Genomic DNA, 22,091 nt, shown 5'->3' on the forward strand with positions numbered 1-22,091 from the left:
TCTAATTGTCCGTCGTTCATGATGGTCTTCATCCTCCCATCATGAACAGTCGCCGCCTTACTTCAGACTCATCTTGTATTAGAAATAAGCCCTCCCTTCAGACTCATCTTGCATTGGAATAGACTATCGGGTCACACGATTGGACTTCCATGCTATGCTAAGCGCTGCCATTGCTCACGCAAAGCGGAAATTCAGTAAAACTACGTAGGGCTGCGAGAGAGTAGACCGGAAAAGGTTTGTCGGTTAGAATGACCAAGCAAAATTCCCACTGCAACCATAATTACAACGGAGGCGCTCAATGGCCACAGGCCTTTTAGATATACCCGTGTGGGGTTGCGTGATCTACACGCTGGTAGTGACCCATATCACCATTGTCACGGTGACCGTCTTTCTTCACCGATATCAAGCGCATCGGGCGCTGGATCTGCACCCGGCGATAGAGCATTTTTTCCGCTTTTGGTTATGGTTGACGACCGGTATGGTGACGCGCCAATGGGTGGCCGTGCATCGCAAACATCACGCCTGTGTGGAAACGAAAGACGATCCGCACAGCCCACAGGTCTATGGAATTAAGAAACTGTTGCTCGAGGGCACGGAGCTTTATCGGGTGGGGACGAAAGACCAGGAAACGCTGGAAAAGTACGGCCACGGCACCCCCGACGATTGGATAGAGCGCAATGTGTACACGAAGCACGCGAAGGTCGGTGTGGGATCGATGCTCGTCATCGATGTTTTGCTCTTCGGACCGCTCGGACTCACGGTATGGGCCGTGCAGATGTTGTGGATCCCGATTTTCGCGGCCGGTATTGTCAATGGCCTTGGGCATTACTGGGGTTATCGGAATTTCGAATGCCCCGATGCGTCCACGAACATTTCCCCCTGGGGGATATTGATCGGCGGGGAAGAGCTGCACAATAACCACCATGCCTTCGCGAGTTCCGCCAAGCTATCGTCGAAATGGTGGGAATTTGATATCGGCTGGATGTATATAAAGATCTTTGCTCTGCTGAGACTCGCGCGGGTGAAAAAACTCGCACCGCAGCCTGTCCTTGCGATCGGCAAGGACGGGCTCGATGTCGATACGGTCCGCGCCATCATTGCCAATCACCTCCATATAATGGCGCGCTATGCCAGGGAGGTGGTCGGTCAGGTCCATAAAGAGGAGCTGCGTAAGGCGACCGGCGACGTGAGAGATGTGTTAAAGGCCACGAAGGGGTGGTTGACCCGGGAAGAGTCGCGCTTGAATGACGCCGCAAAGGATCATCTCGCACGCGCTTTCTTGCATAGCCACCCGCTCGAAACGGTGTATGAGTTTAAAGTCCAACTGCAACGGCTTTGGCAAGAGCGTACGGCCAGCTACGAGAGCTTGCTCGCGGCCCTTCAGGTATGGTGCCGGCAAGCTGAGGAGACCGGTATCACGGCCCTCCAAGAGTTCGCGCAATCCTTGCGGGGCTATACCTTGCAACCGGCTTGAGGCAGCATCTTTCACCTATCTATATGCATAACGAAGCCCGCAACTGCGGGCTTCGTTATTAGATAAGCTCTGAACCTATTTTATCTTCGCTTCCTTATACACTACATGCTTGCGCACCACCGGATCGAATTTCTTGACCTCTAATTTGTTCGGGTGCAATTGTTTGTTCTTGGTGGTGGTGTAGTAGTGACCCGTTCCAGCGCTTGAGAGTAGTTTAATTTTTTCGCGCATAAATAATCAGTGAGCCTAAACCTTAATGCCGCGGCGACGGAGATCGGCGATGACCTCGTCGATGCCGAGTTTATCGATAATGCGTAATCCCTTGGTACTGATCCGCAAGCGGACCCAACGTTTCTCACTCTCCACCCAAATCCGATGGTTTTGGAGGTTAGGCAAGAATCGCCGTCGGGTTTTATTATTCGCGTGCGAGACATTGCACCCCGTCCGCGGGCGCTTACCGGTGATTTGACATACACGAGCCATTGTCGTTAGTCCAAGGAAAATGGGATTCTACAAACAATCACCCGAATTCACCAAGCGTTTTCTCTCATCCATAGCCACGATGGTCCGCTGAGTTACATCAAACCGCGTTCCGCCATGGACACGATATCACCCTCCCCGATAACGAAGTGGTCGAGTACCCGTATGTCAATCAGCTCTAGTGCGCTCCGCAGGCGCTCGGTGAGCGCTTTGTCGGCACTGCTCGGTTCCGCGATCCCCGAGGGGTGGTTATGGGCAAGGATGACCGCCGCGGCATTGTGCAAGAGGGCGCGTTTAACCACCTCGCGCGGATACACACTGGCCGCATCGAGAGTCCCCCGGAAAAGCTCCTCGAAACAGATAATACGGTGTCGCGTATCGAGAAACAAACAGGCAAAGACTTCATGCGGAAGGTTGCGCATCGAGGCGTTCAAGTAACGGTGCGTGTCCTCGGGGTTGCACAGGGCATCTCCGCGGGTGAGCTTCTCCTCAAGGTAACGCCGCCCGAGCTCAAGCGCCGCTTGGATCTGTACGTATTTGGCCGTGCCGCCACCGTGGGTGCGGCAAAATTCCGAATGGGTTGCATCGATTAAGGCGCGCAAACCTCCGAAGCCGGTGATCATCTCCCGCGCTAAGTCCACCGCGGTTTTCCCGCGCACGCCGTTACGCAGGAAGATAGCGATGATCTCGGCGTCGGATAGGCTCCGTGGGCCTTTGGCCAGCAGTTTTTCCCGCGGGCGCTCTGCCGGCGGCCAGTCGTTGATCGGCATCCTAACCTCCCTGTCGCTTGGCGGCGCGTCAAGTGTGCCAATACAATAGTACGGATGGAGGACGAGGACAAACGAGGCGCGCGGGTGCTAGAACATAAACGCATCGTCGTGGGCGTCACGGGCGGTATTGCGGCCTATAAAACCGCGGATCTCGTCCGCCGTTTACGCGCAGACGAAGCCGATGTCAAGGTCATCATGACCCGCTCCGCCCAGGCCTTTTTGGGCCCGCTCACGCTGCAAGCGCTGTCGGGAAATCCGGTCTACACCAAACTGCTCTCGGAAGGGAGTGATGCGGGTATGCAGCACATCGAATTGGCCCGCTGGTGCGATCTCATTCTCGTCACGCCGGCGAGCGCCAATTTTATAGCGAAGATAGCCCACGGCATCGCCGATGATTTGCTGAGCACCGTATGTCTAGCGAGCACGCGGCCGATCTTGGTGGCTCCGGCGATGAATCGCGAGATGTGGCTCGCGGCGGCGACCCAAGAAAACAAAAAAATCCTTGAACAGCGCGGCGTGCGGTTTCTCGGGCCGGCCGCGGGGGATCAGGCCTGCGGCGAGGTGGGGCCGGGGCGGCTGGTAGAAACGGACGATCTGTTCGCAGGGATCACGGCGGCGCTGGCCCCTGGTGTGTTAAGCGGGCTTAAGGTGTTGGTCACGGCGGGTCCGACGCGGGAATATATCGATCCGGTACGTTACCTGAGCAACCGAAGCTCAGGTAAAATGGGCTATGCGATCGCGCAAGCCGCCGCGGAGGCGGGAGCCTCGGTTACCCTCGTCAGTGGTCCCGTCGCGCTTGCGCCACCGCGGGGCGCCGAACCCGTAGGGGTGTCGAGCGCCGAGGAGATGTACCGCGAGGTAATGTCGCGTGCGCATCACTGTGACGTTTTAGTGGCCGCGGCCGCGGTAGCGGATTACCACTGTGGGGTGCCGGCATTACGAAAACTAAAACGCGGCGGCGCTTCGCTTACGCTGACCTTGCTGCCTACACCCGATATCGTAAAAGCCGTAACCGCTTTGGCACGGCGACCGTTTACCGTCGCGTTCGCCGCGGAAACCGAAAACCTGGTTGCCAATGCCCAAAATAAACTAGAAGATAAGGCGGTCGATATGATCGCGGCAAACAATGTCGCCGCGTACGGGGTGGGATTCGACCACGACCGGAATGAGATCGAGGTGCTCTGGCGGGGTGGAAGCAGCCATCTCGCCAAAGGCTCAAAGCAGACCTTAGCCCGGCGTTTAATTCGCATCATTGCCGAACGTTATCGTGCAAAGGATACAGCTTAGGGTGCTCGATCCCAGGCTCGGGCGCGAGTTTCCGCTACCGGAGTACGTGACCGCGGGAGCCGCGGGCATGGACCTGCGGGCGTGTACGGATGCGACGCTGAGATGTCATCCAGGCGAGACGCACTTGATACCGACCGGTGTGGCGCTCCATATCGGTGATACGGGAATTGCAGCACTGGTGTTACCGCGGTCGGGACTCGGGCATAAGCATGGGATCGTCCTTGGAAATCTAGTGGGCTTGATTGATTCGGATTACCAGGGGCAGATTTTTGTTTCCTGCTGGAACCGGGGGCGCGAAACATTCGATATTAAACCTGGAGATCGCATCGCACAGATTGTGTTCGTTCCGGTCGTTTCCGCGTGTTTAGATATCGTTGAGACCTTCACGCAGACGACGCGTCACGAGGGTGGTTTTGGACACACCGGCCTGGCGTAACCGAGTTGTTTTCGCTTAAAGGCTAGACAGACACCATGAACAAGCGCGCAGGGGGATTCACGCGACGATTCCAATTCCGATGGCCGCTGGTACGGGTCGCGCTCGGCGCCATGATCGGCGCCGCTCTAGCGTTTAATTCCTATGGAGAAGGTGAGCAAGCAACCGATCCCCCGGCCAAAATATCGGCCACGGCCGACGCTTTGGCCGCCGAGGTCGGAAGTCGCTTTAGGCAACAGATTGAACTCCTAGATGCGCTGAGCCGCAATGAAGTGCTGATCGCTGCCTTTAAAAATCCTGACTCGGGGGCGCTGGACCAGCGTGCCCGGCAGACGCAACTTCCATACGCGCTTAAAGTAAGGTTCGTGCGCGCGGGCCAAATTCAAGTCGATGAGCGAGGGACGCCCCCGCTCCGGTACGCGTCCGTCGCAATGCTACGCCATGCGGAGCGTACCCAACTCGCCCCGAATGCGGAGGTCCATTTTCTCGGCAGCGCCCAACAGCTGGTCGCGCTGGTGAAACCGGTCAGCGACGCCGCTGGTGTGTTTTTAGGATCGATTCACGCGAGTCTGGACATCGCGGTGCTGGATGCGCTTGTGAAGCCCTTGCGGTTAAACGGCGCTTATATCGAGTTGAGGCAGGCCGGGCCGGCCGCTTCCCCGGTCTTAGCTAAGCTCGGAAGCGCGCAGATCGCCGCCGCTACCGCGGCTCAGAGCCAGGTTCCGGTCGCTGGGACGCAGTGGGTACTGGCCTATTGGCCGCCCACGGACTCTAAGAGGGTGTGGAATACCGATGCGCCGTTCACTGGAAACCTGCTCCTGTTTCTAGGGGCCGGAGTTGTCGTTTTTGGTAGTATCGGGGCGGTGGTGTTCGCGAAAAAGCGGGCCCGGCCGCCTGTGAGTGATATGCCGCCGGTGTATCAGGGTGCGCTAAGAGCGATTATCGATGGCGAACACCCGCATGTGGAACATCTGGTCCCCGATTTATCCCTGCCAGCGCGGGCCCGAAAGCCGTCGAATACCATGCCAAAGGATCCCTTAGACGACACGCTCCCCCTGGCGATCGACTGCGCCGGCGCCCCGGCGCCGGGGGAGACCGCTCAAGCCAGGACGCCGTTGTCCGCGGAGCCGTCGGCGCCCGTATCCGATGATCCGGCGGACGACACGCTCCCGCTCTCGGCCTTGGATTTGGGATCCGCTGTCCCGCTCCCAAGCGTGGATTTTGATCTCGATCCCGCGCCCATCGAGCCGAGCGGCGCGCTGTCAGACCATTCCGTTCCCGACTCTATCTTCCGCGCTTACGACATACGCGGAATCGTCGCTGAGACCTTGACAGAGGAAGCCGTCTACAAGATCGGATTGGCATTAGGGAGTGAAGCCAGCGATCTAGGTCAAGCGGAAGTGGTCGTGGCGCGTGACGGACGAGTTTCGAGCCCGGCGCTGGCCGCGGCGCTCCAAAGAGGCCTCCGCGATAGCGGGCGAAATGTCATCGATATCGGTATGGTGCCGACCCCGGTACTCTATTTCGCAACCCACTATCTCAATACCCAGAATGGGATCATGCTCACGGGGAGCCATAACCCCCCAAATTACAATGGCTTAAAAATCGTGATGGGCGGCCAGGCGCTGTCAGGAGAGGCAATTACATCGATTCGAGACCGCATCCGCCGCCAGGTGTTCACGCGCGGCGCGGGCACCGTGGTTACTCAGGACGTTGTGCCTGCTTACGTCCAACAGGTAACCGACTCGATCGATGTATCCTTTAGCAATGGGTTGAAGCTAGTCGTTGATTGCGGAAACGGAGTTCCAGGTATGCTGGCGCCGAGGCTCATGACTGCTCTTGGCCACGATGTGATTGAGCTTTATTGTGAGGTTGACGGATCCTTTCCCAACCATCACCCGGATCCCGCGCAACCTGACAATCTTCGGGATTTGATAGCTGCCGTTAAAGCGGAGCGCGCCGATCTTGGGCTTGCTTTCGATGGCGACGGCGATCGCCTGGGCGTCGTCGATGGCGAGGGTAATATTATATGGCCGGATCGGCAGATGATGTTATTCGCGCGCGATGTGCTGGCGCGCAACCCCGGCAAGGAGATCATCTTCGATGTCAAATGCAGCCGGCACTTGCGGCGGGTCATCGAGGAGCACGGTGGTAAGCCCGTCATGTGGAAAACCGGGCACTCTTTGATCAAAGCCAAGATGCGCGTTTCCGACGCGCCGCTTGCGGGTGAGATGAGCGGTCATATATTTTTCAAAGAGCGCTGGTACGGTTTTGACGATGCGCTTTATGCCGCGGCCAGATTGCTGGAAATCCTGGTGCAAGACGGGCGCCCGCCGGCGCAGGTGTTCGCGGAGCTACCGGGCGGTCTGGCCACACCCGAGCTCAAGATCGATATGCCCGAGAGCGACCATGCCCGGTTCATGGCGCGATTATGCGAGGCCGCCGTATTCGAGGGCGCGGAAATCACTATCGTGGATGGCCTGCGGGTTGACTGGCCGGATGCGTGGGGCCTCATACGGCCCTCCAATACGACGCCTTGTTTGGTGTTGCGATTCGAGGGCGACAACCCCGCCGCATTAGAGCGCGTGCAAACCGAGTTTCGGCATCGAATCCACGCCTTGGATCCGGGCCTTCAGTTACCGTTCTGAAGGCTGTTTGCGGAGGATCACAGATCTCAACCGGCGTTCGCGCGAGCGCACAGCATGACATCTCAATCCATCGACCCGATCGAGATCGCACGCGTTCTCTCAGAAGCGCTGCCATACATACGCCGTTTTTCGGGCCGCTCGGTCGTCATCAAATATGGCGGTAATGCTATGGTCGACCCCGCTTTAAAGAGCGGTTTCGCCCGCGATATCGCATTAATGAAGCTCGTTGGGATTAATCCCGTCGTGGTTCACGGCGGGGGGCCGCAGATCGGTCAGTTGCTACGGCGCTTAGGAAAAGAGAGTACCTTTGTCGGTGGGATGCGGGTCACGGACGATGAAACCATGGATATCGTGGAAATGGTGCTCGGGGGTCTCGTCAACAAGGAAATCGTTAATTCCATCAACCAGCATGGAGGGACCGCCGTCGGCCTCACCGGGAAAGATGGCGATCTCATCCGCGCTCGTAAGCTCACTTTCACCCGCAATGACCCCAACATGCAGGCCACCGAGATCATTGACATCGGTCACGTGGGAGAGGTTGCCAGTATCGATACGGCGGTCGTGGACATGTTAATCAAAGGCAACTTTATTCCGGTCATTGCGCCCATCGGGGTGGGCGATAAGGGCCAGTCATACAACATCAACGCCGATTTAGTTGCCGGAAAACTGGCGCAGATCCTAAAGTCGGAGAAAGTTATTTTTCTCACCAACACCTCGGGGGTGTTGGATCGTCATGGCCACCTGTTGACGGGCCTTAGCGTAGACCGCGTGAACGAGCTTATCGCCGATGGTACGGTCGGCGGCGGCATGCTCCCCAAGCTACGGGCCGCCGCGGACGCCGTAGAAACTGGTGTTAAAAGCGCCCATATCATCGACGGGCGCGTCGAGCATGCCGTGCTCCTGGAGATCTTTACCGATCAAGGCGTCGGTACGCTGATCCATAGCCGCCACTTCGTCAGCCCCGGCGCGCGCAACCGGGGAGATGATAATAAAAACTGATCCGCTACGGGAAACCGGGGGGAGCGGCAAAGTCTCGTTGGCTACTGTTTTCCGCTGAGCTTCCTGAACCGCTCGATGTCGGTGGCGTACTGTTGCCGTACGCTTTCTTGCTCTTTCCTTTTTGTCTCGATAAACGAGCGGTTTTCCGCAACCTGAGCGCGTACCTTTTCGATATCGGCCATCGCCTGTTCCGAGGGTTTCTGGCCACGGCGTTCTAGGTCCGCCGCAATCGCAATCATGCGATCTAGATTGTCCTGAATTTTTTCGATATGCGATTCGGTAAGTTGAATTTGTGCTTCGATCGCGGACACCTTGCCCTCGCGCGCGAAAACCAAATCGTCTTCGCTACTGAAGGTGTCTAGGAGTACGCGATCGGCCTTTTCGGCTTCTTGACGCTTGCGATCTTCTTCGGCTTTCTGCTTCTTGATGCGTTCTTCTTCGGCAAACTCCGCTTGCGATTTTGCGGGTTTTCTATGGCCTACCGCAACTCCCTGGGCGTTGAATTTCGTGTGTCCTTGCTGGGCGTATTCGGCGGGTACGGCGTTCCCGCATTCGCGAACGCCCTCCTTATTTGTCCAGCACTTGATGCCAGCACCCGCGTCGAGGCTGATGCTGCTTACCAGAACCAACGCTGGAAGCTGACAGAGGTTGCGATAATATTGTCCCATATTGATGCCTATCAAGAACGATTAGACTAAAATCGAGCTATTTCTGTTACCGTTCAGTTTACCCTCACACGGATCGCCGTGACCTTGCGCCCTTACTCTAACGCGCGGGTTCGTGAGCGACGCAGCTAGTGATCGGCAGGTGATAAAGCTTCTTGATTTCTTCGATCGCGGACAGTGCACCTCCGTAGCCCGGTTCCATGGAGTCGTTACCTTCTCTTGGTGAGTTTGGCTCGGCCGCGTGTTCCGTGCGTTAATTAGATCGAATATCCTGAACGGGTAATTATTGGGAACTATATGATTATCAGTATAATTAGGATTGTGTTTCATCGCGTCAAAACGCCGATCTGGAGTTTGCGAAAGTCCGGCTCTTAGGGTCTCCATGTTGCGTATTATTACTATAAACGCTAACGGGATCCGATCCGCCCACCGCAAGGGTTTGTTCGAGTGGTTGTCGACGCAAAAGGCAGATATCCTGTGCCTTCAGGAAACCAAGGCGCATGCGGGTGATCTCCAGGACGCGATCACCGCTATTCGGGGCTACCGCGCATATTTTTGTGATGCGGAGAAGAAGGGGTATTGCGGCGTCGCGATGTACCTGCGTAGACCGCCTGACAAAGTAACTCATGGCCTAGGATGGGCCGACTTTGACCGGGAAGGCCGTTTCTTGCAAGCCGATTACGGGCCATTGAGCGTGATTTCAGTGTATGTCCCCTCAGGATCATCGAGCGCGGAGCGCCAGCAAGCCAAGTTCGATTTCCTCGCCCGATTCATGGAGGTATTGCGCACACTGCGGCGTAAGAAACGGGATTACATTGTGTGCGGGGATTGGAATATCGCGCATAAACCCATCGATTTGAAGAATTGGCGCTCCAATCAGAAAAATTCCGGATTCTTACCCGAGGAACGGGCATGGCTAGACGCGGTGTTTACCGAATTGGGTTTCGTCGATGCATTTCGGTGTTTCAATCCGGCGCCGGAGCAGTACACCTGGTGGTCAAACCGTGGCCAGGCCTGGGCGAAGAACGTGGGATGGCGTATCGATTATCAGATCGTCACGCCGGGCTTAGCGCCGTTGGTCAAGCGAGCCCAGATCTATAAGGAACAGCGTTTTTCGGATCATGCGCCGCTGCTCATGGACTACAATATCACGATTTGAATCCACCATGTTTTAACTTAAGCCGGTCGCCGTACGGACCCACGACTTGATTGCTATGGGTCCCCGGATGAACGCGGAGCCGCGTTCGCCTGCTCCCGGCACCAAGTGCGCTTCATAAAAGACTGTGGCCCAGATCCGTCAAGGGGGCGATGAACAACATCAAAACCATCTGCAGCGCAATCAACACGACCACCGGCGAAAGATCCAAGCCTCCGAGAGGGGGTACCAAGCGCCGAGCGGGCGCAAGCAACGGTTCGCAAAGAGCGTCGAGCAACACAATCGCCGGGTTGTACGCGTCGGGGTTAATCCAACTCACGATGACCCGGGCAAAGACCGCAATCAGGAACACATAGACCAAAAGCCGGAGTATTTCGGCCACCGATGAAAGCAATAAACCCCCCACCGAGGGATGATATCCACGCATGACATAAACGACCCAAATCTCGATCCCTTGCAAGGTCAACATCAAAATCACCGCGGCCATGTCGATACCACCCACACCCGGGATCCAACGCCGCAAAGGACGCAGCAACGGCGCCGTGGCTTTGACGACAAACTGTGAGATCGGGTTATAGAAATCGGCGCGCAGCCACTGGAATAAAAAGCGCAGCATGATGGTGAGAATATAGAGGCCGAACAAGGACTCGATTAGAAATGTGCCGGCGTCGGTGAAATAGGTTGCCGCCATTAGGATTCTCCAAAAAGTTTGGCTAGTTCTTGGGAGCGCCGTTGCGCTGCCTTCAGTGCTTGATCGACGATGCTGCTGAGGCCAGCGTCCTGAAGAACCCGGATGGCTTGCTCAGTCGTGCCGCCCGGCGAGGTGACCTGGTTACGCAGGGTGGCCGTATCCGCACTCGCTTCGAGCGCCATCTTGGCCGCGCCGAACGCCGTTTGCAGGGTCAGCAGGCGCGCCAGATCGCGGGGCAGGCCCATCCCAATGGCCGATCGCTCCACCAGTTCCATGAGCAGGAAAAAATAGGCAGGGCCGCTGCCGGAGACAGCAGTGACCGCATCCATGAGGGTTTCTTCGTCCAGCCACACGGTAAGCCCGACGGCGCGGAGCACTAACTCGGCGATCTCGCGTTGTTGTTGTTGCACAAATTCGTTGGCGAACAACGCTGCCGCACCGCTCCCGACCAGCGCCGGCGTGTTAGGCATCGCGCGCACGATGGCAACCTCGGGACCGAGCCACTGCGATAACGAGCGGGTGGTGATACCGGCGGCAATTGAAATCACCAGCGGGCGCTGCCGCCCTATCGCCGCCGCAAGCGTCGTGGCGACCGTCTTCATCACATCAGGCTTAACCGCAAGCACCACGACATCGGCGCCTTGGACGATGCGCGTGTTGTCGGTACTCGCTGAGACGGGGAAGCGGTTTGTGATCAACCGCAATCGGTCCGCACTGACGTCGGAGACACGCAAGCGTTGGATCAAGTAGCCGTCGGCGATCAAACCGCTAAGCAAGCACCTCCCCATATTGCCGCACCCGATAAGAGCTATCGTACCTTGTATCATCACATCCGCTTTTTTATTGATCGTTTCTGATGCCTCGCCGCGAGAACCCTGGCAACGGGGTTGGCACAAGAAGCGGCGCCGATCGCTGCGCCGGTCCTCCCGCATGCTTATTCACCTGTTGGCGGCGGAGACTTTCCGCAGGCAACGGATCGCGCCCTAAAAGTGTATCAATACCGCCGAATAAGATCACAATCCCTTGCCTTGAGCGTGGCTTCGCCGCGGGGGCCAAATAAAGCCGTCCCGATGCGTATCATGGTCGCGCCTTCGGCGATTGCGGCTTCGAAATCCTCCGATGTCCCCATCGACAAAGTGTCGAGGTCGATGCCTTCGGCGCGTAACGCATGATACCCCTCGATCAGCGCGCGAAAGTTAGCGCGTTGCTCGTCGAAGTGCTTACTCGGCGCTGGAAGGGCCATGAGACCGCGCAAGCGTAAGCGCGGGCAGGCGAGCACGGCGCGAGCCAAGGCCGGTAATTCGCGCAAGGCCACCCCCGATTTCGTCGCTTCGGCGCCGAGGTTGACTTCGATACATACGTTTAATCGCGGTAGATAAGCCGGCCGGTGCTCATTGAGCCGCTGTGCGATCTTTGCCCGGTCGATGCTATGGACCCAGGTGAAACCGTGCGCGATCTCCTGGGTTTTGTTCGACTGGAGAGCGCCGATGTAGTGCCATTCGAGGAGTTGACCGGCGAGCATGCGCATTTTCGGCAAGGCTTCTTGCAGATAGTTCTCTCCGAACAGGCGTTGACCGTGGGCAGCGAGAGTGAGTATTTCCGAACTCGTTCGCGTTTTACTAACAGCGATCAGACTCACGCTGTTCGGCGCTCGGCCAAAGCGTCGTGCCGTAGAGGTGATACGGGATCTCAGCATTGCGATCGGGGTGAGCCGCATGTTAGGCCGGTTGGGTTCTATAATGATTCTAGAACGCTGGCCTCATCCTCGGCGAGTACAGCAACGAAAAGAGCGTGCTCCGGAGCGTCTCATACGGCGCAGCGGTTGAGTGTGCGTCAGCATGATCAAAGAAATGGAATCATGTGTCGATACATGCGACGTTATCTTTAATTCCGACGCCAAGGCACGGGATACGTTGACGGCGAGCCAAAGGTCCAGAATACGACGGGGAGTAATCAATGGATATCGGTGAACTACTTGCTTTTTCGGTGAAGAACGGCGCCTCTGATCTACATCTCTCCGCGGGCCTCCCTCCGATGATACGCGTGGATGGCGACATCCGTAGAATAAATGTCCCCGCCCTGGAGCACAAGGTCGTGCATGGCCTCGTTTATGACATCATGAACGACAAGCAGCGAAAGGATTTTGAGGAGTTCCTGGAATGCGACTTCTCTTTCGAAATTCCGAACCTCGCGCGTTTTCGTGTCAATGCCTTCAACCACAACCGGGGCGCGGGCGCCGTTTTCCGCACCATCCCCTCGGACATACTATCCCTCGAGGATCTCAAGGCGCCGAAGATATTTAAGGACATCGCCGACTATCCGCGCGGCGTGGTTTTAGTCACGGGACCTACGGGCTCCGGCAAATCCACGACCCTGGCCGCGATGGTCAATCACGTCAACGAGCAGGAGTACGGCCACGTTCTTACCATCGAGGATCCGATCGAGTTTGTGCACACGAGTAAGAAATGCTTGATCAACCAGCGTGAGATCCATCGCGACACCCTGGGGTTCAATGAGGCGCTGCGCTCGGCGCTCCGCGAGGACCCCGATGTGATCCTCGTGGGTGAAATGCGCGATCTCGAAACCATCCGGTTGGCGCTCACGGCGGCCGAAACCGGGCATCTGGTCTTCGGTACCTTACACACGAGCTCGGCGGCGAAGACCATCGATCGTATCGTCGACGTATTTCCCGCGGCCGAGAAGGACATGATGCGTGCGATGCTATCGGAATCGCTTCGGGCGGTGATCTCGCAAACATTGTTGAAGAAAACGGGCGGGGGGCGCGTGGCCGCCCACGAGATCATGATCGGGACTCCGGCGATTCGCAATCTCATTCGGGAAAACAAGGTGGCTCAGATGTATTCCGCGATTCAAACCGGGGCGCAGTTCGGCATGCAGACGCTGGATCAGAACCTGCAGGAACTCGTGAAAAGGAATGTCGTTAGCCGTAATGACGCGCGTGCGATGGCGGTGAACAAGGAAATATTCTAAACCGGCGGCGAACCTAAGCCAGGAGCAAAGTCATGGAGCGCGAACAAGCCATTAATTACATGCGAGACCTCTTGAAGGTCATGGTCGAGAAGAAGGGATCGGATCTTTTCGTTACGGTCGATTTTCCACCAGCGATAAAAATCGATGGAAAAATCGTCCCAGTGTCGAAGACCAAGTTGACCTCTAACAATACCAAGGCACTGGCATACGCCATCATGAACGATAAGCAGGTCAAGGAATTCGAGGCTACTAAGGAATGTAACTTCGCGATCTCCCCGGGAGGAATCGGCCGGTTTCGTTGCAACGCGTTCGTACGCATGGGGTATACCGGCATGGTGCTGCGTGTGATCGCAACCGAAGTGCCGAGCCTGGATAAACTAGGATTGCCGCAGAGCTTAAAAGAAATTTCAATGGCGAAACGCGGACTCGTGATCATGGTGGGCGCGACCGGTTCCGGTAAATCAACCAGTCTCGCGGCGATGATCGACCATCGGAACGAAAACAGCTACGGCCACATCATCACCATCGAAGACCCGATAGAGTTCGTGCATCAACACAAGAACTGTATTATTACCCAGAGGGAAGTCGGGGTTGATACGGATGACTGGGATATCGCGTTGAAAAACTCGCTGCGCCAAGCGCCCGACGTGATCTTGCTAGGTGAGATCCGCGATCGCAAGACCATGGATTTCGGTATTGCTTTCGCCGAGACTGGGCACCTGGCCATGGCGACCCTGCATGCGAACAACTCCAATCAAGCCATGGACCGGATCATTAACTTCTTCCCGGAAGAGCGGCGTCCGCAGCTCCTGATGGACCTCTCGTTAAACTTAAAAGGGGTAATTTCCCAGCGCCTTGTGCGCAAAAAGAACGGCGACGGGAGGGTGGCCGCGATTGAAATCCTCCTTAATTCACCGCTGATCTCCGACATGGTCCGCAAGGGGTATGTGCACGAGATCAAGGGTATCATGCAGCGCTCGAATGAGATCGGAATGAAGACCTTCGACCAGGCTCTGTTCGATCTGCACGAGGAAGACCTTATCACCTATGGCGAGGCCTTGCGTAACGCCGATTCCATGAATGAGCTGCGGCTCCGCATCAAACTGGAGGGTAAGGCGGCAAAATCAGGAGACATGACCGTCGGATTGGAACACTTGAATCTGGTCAACGACGACGAGCGCAGTGGGATGATTCGCTAAGGCCGGCAGCCAATACCCCGAGCAGAGCGAGCACTGATCTCCGATCCGAATTTTCAATAACGGGCCAGGTTCCATGGACATCACACCGTACCTTAAGCTCTTGGTCGAGAAGCAAGGTAGCGATTTGCATTTCACCTCCGGGGCGCCGGTCAAGATTAATATCGAAGGGAACCTGAGTTCCGTCGGTAAGACCTTGTTGACGACCGAGATGACGAAAGCGGCCGCCTACGGGATCATGAAACCGCATCAGGTCGAGATGTTCGAAGCGAATTGGGAGTGTGATTTCGCCATCGCGTTAGCGGACAGATCGGCGCGTTTTCGTGTCAATGTGTTCCGGCAGCGAGGGGAGATCGCCATGGTGTTGCGGCGTATTCCCACCATGATTCCCACGATCGACGAATTAGCCTTGCCGCAGATCCTCAAGCCTCTCGTCATGTACAAGCGAGGCCTTATTCTTATGGTGGGTGCGACGGGATCAGGAAAATCGACAACGCTCGCCGCCATGGTCGGGCATAGGAATCACGATTCAAGCAGTCACATTCTAACCATCGAAGATCCCGTCGAGTTCTCTCATCCTAATGTTAAATCCATCGTTAACCAGCGCGAAATCGGGATCGATACTAAATCGTACCGGCATGCGCTGAGGAGTGCGTTGCGGGAAGCGCCGGATGTGATTCTGATCGGCGAGGTCCGGGATCGGGAGACGATGGAAGCCGCAATCGAGCTTTGCAACACGGGCCATCTGTGTTTATCGACACTGCACGCCAACAACGCGAATCAAGCCCTGGAACGCGTGATCAATCTATTTCCCCTCGAAGCACGTGAACAGTTGTTCATGGATCTCGCTATTAACGTTCGGGCCATTATCTCGCAACGCCTGGTGCAAGGTATCGACGCCAAACGCTGTGCGGCGGTGGAGATATTGGTCAATACGCCGCATATCGCTGATTTGGTCCTCAAAGGACAGCTCGAGAAGATCAAGGAAGCCATGGAGGGTAGCGGCGTCAAAGGTATGCAGACCTTTGACATGGCGTTATACAACCTCTTTAAGGAAGAACGCATCGAATTGGAAGAGGCCTTGAACAACGCGGACTCGCGTACTAATCTTGAGGCCAAGATCAATTTCGGTTAGGGCTTGGGTGCATCCCACCCCGGCCCGCCGCACGAAGGCCCTTTAGCCTCTCCACCCGGTGCCGCGGCCAGAAGTCTTCTTTTCCTATCGCTTTTTCTGGCCCGGACGCGCGGTCGATCAGATACAATCCGCCTCGTGGATGTCTCGCGTATTATCGATCCTCTCAACACCGCGCAACGCGATGCGGTGACGGCGGAGTCCGCCAATACCTTGGTTCTCGCGGGTGCCGGCAGTGGTAAGACACGGGTTCTGGCCCACCGAGTCGCGTGGCTCATCGAAACGCGGCAGGCTTCGCCGCACGGGATCTTGGCGGTCACCTTCACCAACAAGGCAGCCGCGGAAATGCGAGGCCGCATCGAGGCCCTCATGGCATCGCCTCCGCGCACGATTTGGGTTGGGACCTTCCATGGGATCGCGCACCGATTGCTGCGGCGTCATTGGCAAGAGACGGGTTTACCCCAGAACTTCCAGATCATCGACGGCGACGATCAGTTGCGGCTTATCCGGCGCGCGATCCGTCACCTCGAACTGGACGAAGCGCTTTGGGCCCCGCGCGAAGCGCAGTGGTTTATCAATGCGCGCAAGGAGGAGGGGCTGCGCGCGCAACATCTCGATGGCGTGGCGGACCCGCACGCTCAGACCCTCATCAAGATCTACCGTGCGTATGAGGAACGCTGCGCGGGGTCGGGCCTGGTGGATTTTGGGGAGCTTCTGCTTCGGGCTCATGAGCTGTGGCGTCACCACCCCGAAGTCCTCGCGCATTATCGGCAGCGCTTCCCGCAAGTGCTCGTGGATGAGTTTCAAGATACTAACGCCATCCAGTACGCGTGGCTGCGTCAACTGACCGGAACGAGCGGGAAGCTTTTCGTCGTCGGCGACGATGATCAATCGATTTATGGCTGGCGCGGCGCGCGCGTCGAGCATATGCAAAAGTTTCAGAAGGATTTCGAGTCCGTGCGCCTGGTGCGCTTGGAACAAAACTACCGCTCGACCGCGACGATACTGCAGGCCGCCAACGCGGTGATCGCGAATAACTCGTCCCGGCTCGGCAAGGAGCTTTGGACCGATGGCGCCGCCGGCGCGCCCATCATCCTGTTCACTGCGTTCAATGAGCAAGAGGAAGCGCGCTATTGCGTTGAACGCATCAAGGGATGGCAGGAACATGGCCGTCGTTATGACGATCACGCGATCCTCTATCGTACCAGCGCCCAGTCCCGGGTCTTCGAAGAGGCCTTGCGGCAACGCGGGATCCCGTATCGTGTCTATGGGGGGTTCCGGTTCTACGAGCGCGCGGAGATCAAGGATGTGCTCGCCTACCTGCGCTTGATCGCCTGGCGCGAGGACGACGCCGCTTTTGAACGGGTGGTGAACACGCCCAATCGAGGCATCGGCCAACGCAGCCTGGATATTATCCGGGGTACCGCCAAGCGCGCCGGGACGCCCCTTTGGCGGGCGGCTCAAGCGGCGATCGGGGACGGGGCTCTCGGGACCCGTGGCGCCGCCGCGGTAAACCGCTTTTTAAGTTTAATTGAGAACTTGTCAGTCGGCGCGATGGGTACGCCTCTCGGCACCCTGGTTAAAACAGTCATCACCGAAACCGGTCTCGAGGATCATTACCGCAAGGAAAAGACCGCGGGCGAAATTGATCGGTTGGAGAATCTTGAAGAGCTTGTGCGGGCGGCGGGCGACTATATCGCAGTCTTGGAGGAGGGCGCGGACGCATTGACGGAGTTTCTCGCGATTGCGGCCCTGGAAGCCGGCGAGGGGCAGGCCAACGACTACGAGGACAGCGTGCAACTGATGACCCTGCACTCCGCCAAAGGCTTGGAGTTTCGCAACGTGTTTCTGGTGGGTTTAGAAGAAGGTCTGTTTCCGCACCAACGCTGTAGCGATGATGCTACCCAACTCGAAGAAGAGCGGCGCCTCTGCTATGTGGGGCTGACGCGCGCCAAAGAAAAACTCATCATTACCCATGCGGAAACCCGCCGCCTACAGGGAACGGAACGCCGGCCGCAACCGTCGCGATTTATTGCGGAAATGCCTGCGGAACTGATCGCCGAGGTGCGTTTAGGGACCGTGACCATGCCCCCGCGGGTTCAACGCTCTGAGTACGATGCGGCGTTTCGACTTGGCCAGAGGGTAGTGCACGCCAAGTTTGGCGAAGGCATCGTCCTGCGGATCGAAGGTGAGGGCCAGTATTCCCGCGTACAGGTCAATTTTGCTCAGGCCGGCGCGAAGTGGCTCGTGGCTTCCTATGCCGGATTACGCCCGGTATAACGCTATCGGCTTTGGTCCACCATATACACCACGGCCGCCTTAACGTCCGCGTCCGCCAGGTCGTCGCGCCCGCCTTTTGGCGGCATCATTCCGCCCTGGCCTTGGAATCCTTCAATAGCGCGCGCGACCAAGGTCTCCATGCCTTGCGCAATGCGTGGTTCCCAGGCCGCCTTATCACCGAGCTTTGGCGCGCCCGCGAGCCCGCTGGTATGACACGCGAAGCAGGAATCGTCATAGACTGCCTTACCCTTGTCGTCGGGGGAGGTGCTTTCCGCACGGGACGCAGGAGCCTTCTCGGCAAGCGCCGGGGCTTGCCCACTCTCCACCGGTTGCGCCGAAGGCACTTGTTCGGAGGCTGCGTTCGCGGCCACGGACTCGGTCGCGGGGGCGACCTCGACCTGCCCGACTGGGGCGATACGGTCGGCGATCGCCTGTTTGTCTTCCTCGGTAGGCTCGTCGCCGCCGATAGCATTAGCAAAGTACATAAGGACGACTGAGAATACGACCAACGCACCGAGCACGCCGATAAGCGTTTTTATGAAATTCGCGTCTTCATCGCCGGTCATTGATTGTGTCCTGCTGTGATGTTGCTAAGGAAATAATGGTATAGTTTTAATCGAGTCATTAAAAGGCGAAACCCCATACGTAGACGATAAGGCAATGAGTTGTTCGCGATAATTCCGCGCGCGTCGCATGGTGTCTTATCGCTACGCGTAACCCATACCCGCGCCCTTAGCTCAGTTGGATAGAGCATTGGCCTCCGGAGCCAAAGGTCAGAGGTTCGAATCCTCTAGGGCGCGCCAATAAAGCGTATACATATGCTATAGTTATAGCGCCCACAAGGAACCGGTGAAAACCACAAATAACCACCCTATTGGCACAGTGAGTGTGCCAAAAATGTGCCGAAAACGGTGTGGTAATTGCGGTTAACACTGGCGCATATTGGCACCCTGAGTAGGCTAGGAGAAATGGCGCCGACTCAGAGGCTAATTATCCAAACATGATTCTGGAGAAAATGCGACGAGCGCTCGCGCACGGCATTAGCTAAGGACCTGCCATGCTCGTAAGTGCATTGACTGCCGAGCTACGGTAACGCGGGGACAGGACGGCCGAAATGCATCACGAGCATAGCGACACGCCTAGAATTAGGAATTCGCGACACACACGTTGTTTCTTATGGACATGGCGATCGGCTTCTAATATCTCATCTATAATCCCCGTGTAGGATCCAGCTTGGGCGAGACTGCAGGGACGTTGCGCCGGTAGCCAGGCCGCACGGAGAGTCGTAACATCTTGCGCACGGTGTTGCGGTGGATACCGAAGACCCGAGCGACTTCCCGCTCTCTCCACCTTCTACCATCACTAACCTTCGTATTTTCGCGTACAGGTCCCACCGAATACATCCTTTCCGCTTTCCTCTTTAATAGTGCGCACCCCAAGGGTACGGCATTCGCATTGGTACATTTTTATCCCGCGATCTTCGCGATTAACAACCCCGCTTCAGTGGTACAGTTTCGATCCGCTATTTACACCATAGTGTAAGCGCAATGTTTCATATCATTAGCGAGGATAAAAATCATGGCTAGACCGGATTTTCAAAAAAGATACCCATTGACTTTAATCATTGCCGCCCTCCTGGCCGCAAGCCCGGCCATGGCGGATAAACCGTCATGGGCAGGGGGCGGCAAGCGGGATAATCGCGAGCAGCACGAACGACATGATTACCGGACCGAAGACAGAAAAGATTACGACCGCAGGGACCACCCGGAAGCGGATTACCGGGACAGAGACCGCCGAGGCGGGGATTACGGGAACAGGGACCATCGGGAAGTAGATTACGGAAACAGAAATTACGGGGACAGGCAATATCATGATAGAGACCGCAGGTTTTTCATAGACCGGCACCGGACGGTCATTCACGATTATTATCACGATCAATACCGTAGCGGCCACTGCCCTCCGGGTCTAGCCAAGAAACATAACGGCTGCATGCCGCCCGGCCAGGCGAAAAAATGGGGTATAGGCAGACCGTTGCCGCGAGATGTTGTTTTTTATGACTTGCCTCCAACTGTCGTTATGAATGTCGGCTATCCTCCTCCGGGTTATCGCTTTGTACGGGTTGCCTCGGATATTCTGATGATAGCGATAGGCACCGGGATGGTGATGGACGCCATCTACGATCTGGGCGGGGGGCGCTGGTAGCCTGTTAAAGCGGTTACAGTCGCTGCCACCTTCGCTGGCAATGCTTTGCAGTTGCGCGGCGCTGGCTGGTAGCCTGTTAAAGCGGTTACAGTCGCTGCCACCCGGTTATCGTAGTTTAAAAAGCCCGTCTCATAAACCGGGCTGCTTAAGCAGTATCCCTATTACTCGGAATGCAAGCCAGCCTAGCCAAGAGCCCTGCCAGCGGATCGCCGTGTTCTTCGCGAGGATAAAGGTCCTTCCCCCGACATCATTGCCGCCGTGGCCATGAAACAGCGCAATCCGAGAATGGGTTGGCGCAAGATCGCTGAGCATATCGCTCACACGTTCGGCGTTGAGATCGATAAGGACGTGGTCCGGCGCGCATCCTCGACCATCATTATGTGCCAACTACCCGACCAGGTGCGATGGGCGCGTCATTTCCTACCGCGGCGCCAGCGCCTGCTCAGGAGTAAGCGCTACAGAATTTGGAGGTGCCGTGGAAAACGAATGCTTGACCGTATTTAGATTTTCTACTATACAATGCGTCAACCGAGCAGCCGTTCGGCCTTTTTGACGCACTTACCGCGCAAGGAGTACAGATGAAACTCTTGAGGCACGCAATTCTGTCTGTCCTGTTGCTATCTGCAAGTCTAAGCTACGCCGGGAATCCGCGCGCATCGAATTACGACGCGCAAGATGTCGCTGTTGAGACATTGATACTGCGGCCACTTGGACTGATTGGAACTATTGTTGGAACGGCATTTTTTGTGGGGACGAGCCCCTTGACTGCTTTGGCAAGCATCGCTCCTCAGCATGATGCTTTCGCAAAAGCGGCGGACGCTTTCATTGTGACACCCTTCAACTATACCTTTGTACGCTCGTTTGGCGACTATACGTATGACTGAATGACGAGTGACGGAAATACTGGCAAATAGGGGAATGGCACTACTTAAGGCGGGTGTCAAAAATTTTTGTCATTCCCGCGGAAGCGAGAATCCAGCGCCGGCCTATGCTCCGCATGGATTCCGGCTCGCGTCCGCTGCGCGGACTTGGCCGGAATGACGGGCTGTGTTATGCGGCGTGTTTCTGTGACGCACGAAGCGACCGGGGGGCATGTAGGTCACCGTGGACTAAAAGATGTAAGGTACGAGTCTCCAACGTACAGAACTGGTGTAAAGTTGATATCCCGCGTCCCGAAGAAGGTGCCGCTCTTCGGACAATATACGTAAGAGCATGAAGACCAGCCAAGCAACGAATGTCCAAAAGTTGTACAACGACGTGTTGGCCAGGAAATACCCGCCGAAGGTAAGTAAATAGCTCGCGTACAGCGGATGGCGTATCACGCGATAGATGCCGCTCGTTTTCACGCCCCGGTTTGCCGGCACGATCCCAAAGCTTCTATTCAAGGACAACGCGCCCGCGATCTGAATGCAGACCCCGAGGGCCACCACGATGCTTCCGAGGTCGGGCAACAGGCCTTGCATCGAAGGCCGCATCAGTAAAGGCACAAACGATCCTCCGGCGGCAACGGCCCATTCGAGCGGGCTCGTGGAGCTGCTCATTTGATCCTTTCTGATGAGAAACATCAACGCCAGCCAACTCTCGGCGACTACCATCAGCAACAAGTAGAACTTACCGACCTCCTGATACCGGGCGTAGTGGGTGAATGCGAACAGACCCAATAAAACCGCCGCGGGAAATGTTCACG

At 56.7% G+C, this 22,091-nt stretch carries 21 protein-coding genes and 1 tRNA gene; 13 read left to right on the top strand and 9 right to left on the bottom strand.

Annotation, left to right across the window (positions count from 1 at the left end; genetic code table 11):
• The first annotated feature begins 298 nt into the window (after positions 1 to 298).
• Positions 299 to 1,474 (top strand): transposase, encoded by a 1,176-nt coding sequence (locus tag M3436_06880; protein MDQ3563861.1) that lies wholly within the window; start codon positions 299 to 301, stop codon positions 1,472 to 1,474.
• 75 nt (positions 1,475 to 1,549) lie between these two features.
• Here M3436_06880 and rpmG read toward each other — a convergent pair whose 3' ends face one another.
• From rpmG to radC, 3 genes are all read right to left on the bottom strand, one after another.
• Positions 1,550 to 1,705 (bottom strand): 50S ribosomal protein L33, encoded by a 156-nt coding sequence (gene rpmG / locus M3436_06885; GenBank protein MDQ3563862.1) that lies wholly within the window; start codon positions 1,703 to 1,705, stop codon positions 1,550 to 1,552.
• Positions 1,706 to 1,720: 15 nt separating this feature from the next.
• Positions 1,721 to 1,957 carry a 50S ribosomal protein L28 gene (gene rpmB, locus M3436_06890; GenBank protein MDQ3563863.1) on the bottom strand — a complete coding sequence of 79 codons (237 nt, stop codon included), beginning with the start codon at positions 1,955 to 1,957 and terminating at the stop codon, positions 1,721 to 1,723.
• Positions 1,958 to 2,049: 92 nt separating this feature from the next.
• Entirely contained in the window at positions 2,050 to 2,724 is a 675-nt protein-coding gene (gene radC, locus M3436_06895; GenBank protein ID MDQ3563864.1) for a DNA repair protein RadC, read from the bottom strand.
• 54 nt (positions 2,725 to 2,778) lie between these two features.
• Here radC and coaBC point away from each other — a divergent pair, with 54 nt between their 5' ends.
• The 4 genes from coaBC to argB are packed head-to-tail and all read left to right on the top strand — an operon-like array spanning position 2,779 to position 8,091.
• Positions 2,779 to 4,011: a bifunctional phosphopantothenoylcysteine decarboxylase/phosphopantothenate--cysteine ligase CoaBC gene (gene coaBC, locus M3436_06900; GenBank protein ID MDQ3563865.1), complete on the top strand. Its 1,233-nt coding sequence runs from the start codon at positions 2,779 to 2,781 to the stop codon at positions 4,009 to 4,011.
• A complete protein-coding gene (dut, locus tag M3436_06905; GenBank protein ID MDQ3563866.1) occupies positions 3,992 to 4,447 on the top strand; it encodes a dUTP diphosphatase in 456 nt (151 codons plus the stop codon). Before coaBC ends, dut begins: the two co-directional genes overlap by 20 nt.
• Before the next feature lie 35 nt (positions 4,448 to 4,482).
• The gene (locus M3436_06910; GenBank protein ID MDQ3563867.1) at positions 4,483 to 7,092 is read left to right on the top strand and encodes a phosphomannomutase/phosphoglucomutase; all 2,610 of its coding nucleotides are present in this window, start codon (positions 4,483 to 4,485) and stop codon (positions 7,090 to 7,092) included.
• 54 nt (positions 7,093 to 7,146) lie between these two features.
• The gene (gene argB / locus M3436_06915) at positions 7,147 to 8,091 is read left to right on the top strand and encodes an acetylglutamate kinase (protein ID MDQ3563868.1); all 945 of its coding nucleotides are present in this window, start codon (positions 7,147 to 7,149) and stop codon (positions 8,089 to 8,091) included.
• A 41-nt stretch (positions 8,092 to 8,132) separates the two neighbouring features.
• Here the strand turns inward: argB and M3436_06920 are convergent, their stop codons facing one another.
• The gene (locus M3436_06920) at positions 8,133 to 8,759 is read right to left on the bottom strand and encodes a hypothetical protein (protein ID MDQ3563869.1); all 627 of its coding nucleotides are present in this window, start codon (positions 8,757 to 8,759) and stop codon (positions 8,133 to 8,135) included.
• 379 nt (positions 8,760 to 9,138) lie between these two features.
• Here M3436_06920 and M3436_06925 point away from each other — a divergent pair, with 379 nt between their 5' ends.
• Positions 9,139 to 9,915 carry an exodeoxyribonuclease III gene (locus M3436_06925; GenBank protein MDQ3563870.1) on the top strand — a complete coding sequence of 259 codons (777 nt, stop codon included), beginning with the start codon at positions 9,139 to 9,141 and terminating at the stop codon, positions 9,913 to 9,915.
• A gap of 112 nt (positions 9,916 to 10,027) precedes the next feature.
• On the opposite strand, the gene M3436_06930 is transcribed toward M3436_06925, so the two are convergent.
• The 3 genes from M3436_06930 to M3436_06940 form a co-directional block, all read right to left on the bottom strand.
• A complete protein-coding gene (locus tag M3436_06930; protein MDQ3563871.1) occupies positions 10,028 to 10,603 on the bottom strand; it encodes a YggT family protein in 576 nt (191 codons plus the stop codon).
• Positions 10,603 to 11,430 (bottom strand): pyrroline-5-carboxylate reductase, encoded by an 828-nt coding sequence (gene proC, locus M3436_06935; GenBank protein ID MDQ3563872.1) that lies wholly within the window; start codon positions 11,428 to 11,430, stop codon positions 10,603 to 10,605. Before proC ends, M3436_06930 begins: the two co-directional genes overlap by 1 nt.
• A 167-nt stretch (positions 11,431 to 11,597) precedes the next feature.
• Positions 11,598 to 12,320 carry a YggS family pyridoxal phosphate-dependent enzyme gene (locus M3436_06940; GenBank protein ID MDQ3563873.1) on the bottom strand — a complete coding sequence of 241 codons (723 nt, stop codon included), beginning with the start codon at positions 12,318 to 12,320 and terminating at the stop codon, positions 11,598 to 11,600.
• Between the two features lie 239 nt (positions 12,321 to 12,559).
• Between M3436_06940 and M3436_06945 the strand changes: the two genes are divergently transcribed.
• From M3436_06945 to uvrD, 4 genes are all read left to right on the top strand, one after another.
• A complete protein-coding gene (locus M3436_06945; protein MDQ3563874.1) occupies positions 12,560 to 13,594 on the top strand; it encodes a type IV pilus twitching motility protein PilT in 1,035 nt (344 codons plus the stop codon).
• Positions 13,595 to 13,626: 32 nt separating this feature from the next.
• Positions 13,627 to 14,793: a PilT/PilU family type 4a pilus ATPase gene (locus M3436_06950; GenBank protein ID MDQ3563875.1), complete on the top strand. Its 1,167-nt coding sequence runs from the start codon at positions 13,627 to 13,629 to the stop codon at positions 14,791 to 14,793.
• A gap of 73 nt (positions 14,794 to 14,866) precedes the next feature.
• Positions 14,867 to 15,925 (top strand): PilT/PilU family type 4a pilus ATPase, encoded by a 1,059-nt coding sequence (locus M3436_06955; GenBank protein MDQ3563876.1) that lies wholly within the window; start codon positions 14,867 to 14,869, stop codon positions 15,923 to 15,925.
• A 135-nt stretch (positions 15,926 to 16,060) separates the two neighbouring features.
• Positions 16,061 to 18,202: a DNA helicase II gene (gene uvrD, locus M3436_06960; protein ID MDQ3563877.1), complete on the top strand. Its 2,142-nt coding sequence runs from the start codon at positions 16,061 to 16,063 to the stop codon at positions 18,200 to 18,202.
• Positions 18,203 to 18,204: 2 nt separating this feature from the next.
• Here uvrD and M3436_06965 read toward each other — a convergent pair whose 3' ends face one another.
• Complete coding sequence (locus M3436_06965; GenBank protein MDQ3563878.1) at positions 18,205 to 18,768, bottom strand: c-type cytochrome; 564 nt, start codon at positions 18,766 to 18,768, stop codon at positions 18,205 to 18,207.
• Between the two features lie 160 nt (positions 18,769 to 18,928).
• Between M3436_06965 and M3436_06970 the strand changes: the two genes are divergently transcribed.
• The 3 genes from M3436_06970 (at position 18,929) to M3436_06980 (ending at position 21,288) form a co-directional block, all read left to right on the top strand.
• Positions 18,929 to 19,005: transfer RNA gene (locus M3436_06970), tRNA-Arg, on the top strand.
• 775 nt (positions 19,006 to 19,780) lie between these two features.
• Complete coding sequence (locus tag M3436_06975) at positions 19,781 to 20,404, top strand: hypothetical protein (protein MDQ3563879.1); 624 nt, start codon at positions 19,781 to 19,783, stop codon at positions 20,402 to 20,404.
• Positions 20,405 to 20,982: 578 nt separating this feature from the next.
• Positions 20,983 to 21,288: a hypothetical protein gene (locus tag M3436_06980; GenBank protein MDQ3563880.1), complete on the top strand. Its 306-nt coding sequence runs from the start codon at positions 20,983 to 20,985 to the stop codon at positions 21,286 to 21,288.
• A 225-nt stretch (positions 21,289 to 21,513) separates the two neighbouring features.
• On the opposite strand, the gene M3436_06985 is transcribed toward M3436_06980, so the two are convergent.
• A complete protein-coding gene (locus M3436_06985; protein MDQ3563881.1) occupies positions 21,514 to 22,065 on the bottom strand; it encodes an isoprenylcysteine carboxylmethyltransferase family protein in 552 nt (183 codons plus the stop codon).
• Positions 22,066 to 22,091 lie beyond the last annotated feature (26 nt).

The organism is Pseudomonadota bacterium (assembly GCA_030859565.1).
In the GTDB taxonomy this organism is placed as follows: domain Bacteria; phylum Pseudomonadota; class Gammaproteobacteria; order JACCXJ01; family JACCXJ01; genus USCg-Taylor.

Excerpts from the sequence above, each read along its gene's own strand:
- M3436_06880 (MDQ3563861.1), top strand. The coding sequence starts at position 299 with ATGGCCACAGGCCTTTTAGATATACCCGTGTGGGGTTGCGTGATCTAC.
- rpmG (MDQ3563862.1), bottom strand. The coding sequence starts at position 1,705 with ATGCGCGAAAAAATTAAACTACTCTCAAGCGCTGGAACGGGTCACTAC.
- rpmB (MDQ3563863.1), bottom strand. The coding sequence starts at position 1,957 with ATGGCTCGTGTATGTCAAATCACCGGTAAGCGCCCGCGGACGGGGTGC.
- radC (MDQ3563864.1), bottom strand. The coding sequence starts at position 2,724 with ATGCCGATCAACGACTGGCCGCCGGCAGAGCGCCCGCGGGAAAAACTG.
- coaBC (MDQ3563865.1), top strand. The coding sequence starts at position 2,779 with ATGGAGGACGAGGACAAACGAGGCGCGCGGGTGCTAGAACATAAACGC.
- M3436_06910 (MDQ3563867.1), top strand. The coding sequence starts at position 4,483 with ATGAACAAGCGCGCAGGGGGATTCACGCGACGATTCCAATTCCGATGG.
- argB (MDQ3563868.1), top strand. The coding sequence starts at position 7,147 with ATGACATCTCAATCCATCGACCCGATCGAGATCGCACGCGTTCTCTCA.
- M3436_06920 (MDQ3563869.1), bottom strand. The coding sequence starts at position 8,759 with ATGGGACAATATTATCGCAACCTCTGTCAGCTTCCAGCGTTGGTTCTG.
- M3436_06925 (MDQ3563870.1), top strand. The coding sequence starts at position 9,139 with ATGTTGCGTATTATTACTATAAACGCTAACGGGATCCGATCCGCCCAC.
- M3436_06930 (MDQ3563871.1), bottom strand. The coding sequence starts at position 10,603 with ATGGCGGCAACCTATTTCACCGACGCCGGCACATTTCTAATCGAGTCC.
- proC (MDQ3563872.1), bottom strand. The coding sequence starts at position 11,430 with ATGATACAAGGTACGATAGCTCTTATCGGGTGCGGCAATATGGGGAGG.
- M3436_06940 (MDQ3563873.1), bottom strand. The coding sequence starts at position 12,320 with ATGCGGCTCACCCCGATCGCAATGCTGAGATCCCGTATCACCTCTACG.
- M3436_06945 (MDQ3563874.1), top strand. The coding sequence starts at position 12,560 with ATGGATATCGGTGAACTACTTGCTTTTTCGGTGAAGAACGGCGCCTCT.
- M3436_06950 (MDQ3563875.1), top strand. The coding sequence starts at position 13,627 with ATGGAGCGCGAACAAGCCATTAATTACATGCGAGACCTCTTGAAGGTC.
- M3436_06955 (MDQ3563876.1), top strand. The coding sequence starts at position 14,867 with ATGGACATCACACCGTACCTTAAGCTCTTGGTCGAGAAGCAAGGTAGC.
- M3436_06965 (MDQ3563878.1), bottom strand. The coding sequence starts at position 18,768 with ATGACCGGCGATGAAGACGCGAATTTCATAAAAACGCTTATCGGCGTG.
- M3436_06975 (MDQ3563879.1), top strand. The coding sequence starts at position 19,781 with ATGGCTAGACCGGATTTTCAAAAAAGATACCCATTGACTTTAATCATT.
- M3436_06980 (MDQ3563880.1), top strand. The coding sequence starts at position 20,983 with ATGAAACTCTTGAGGCACGCAATTCTGTCTGTCCTGTTGCTATCTGCA.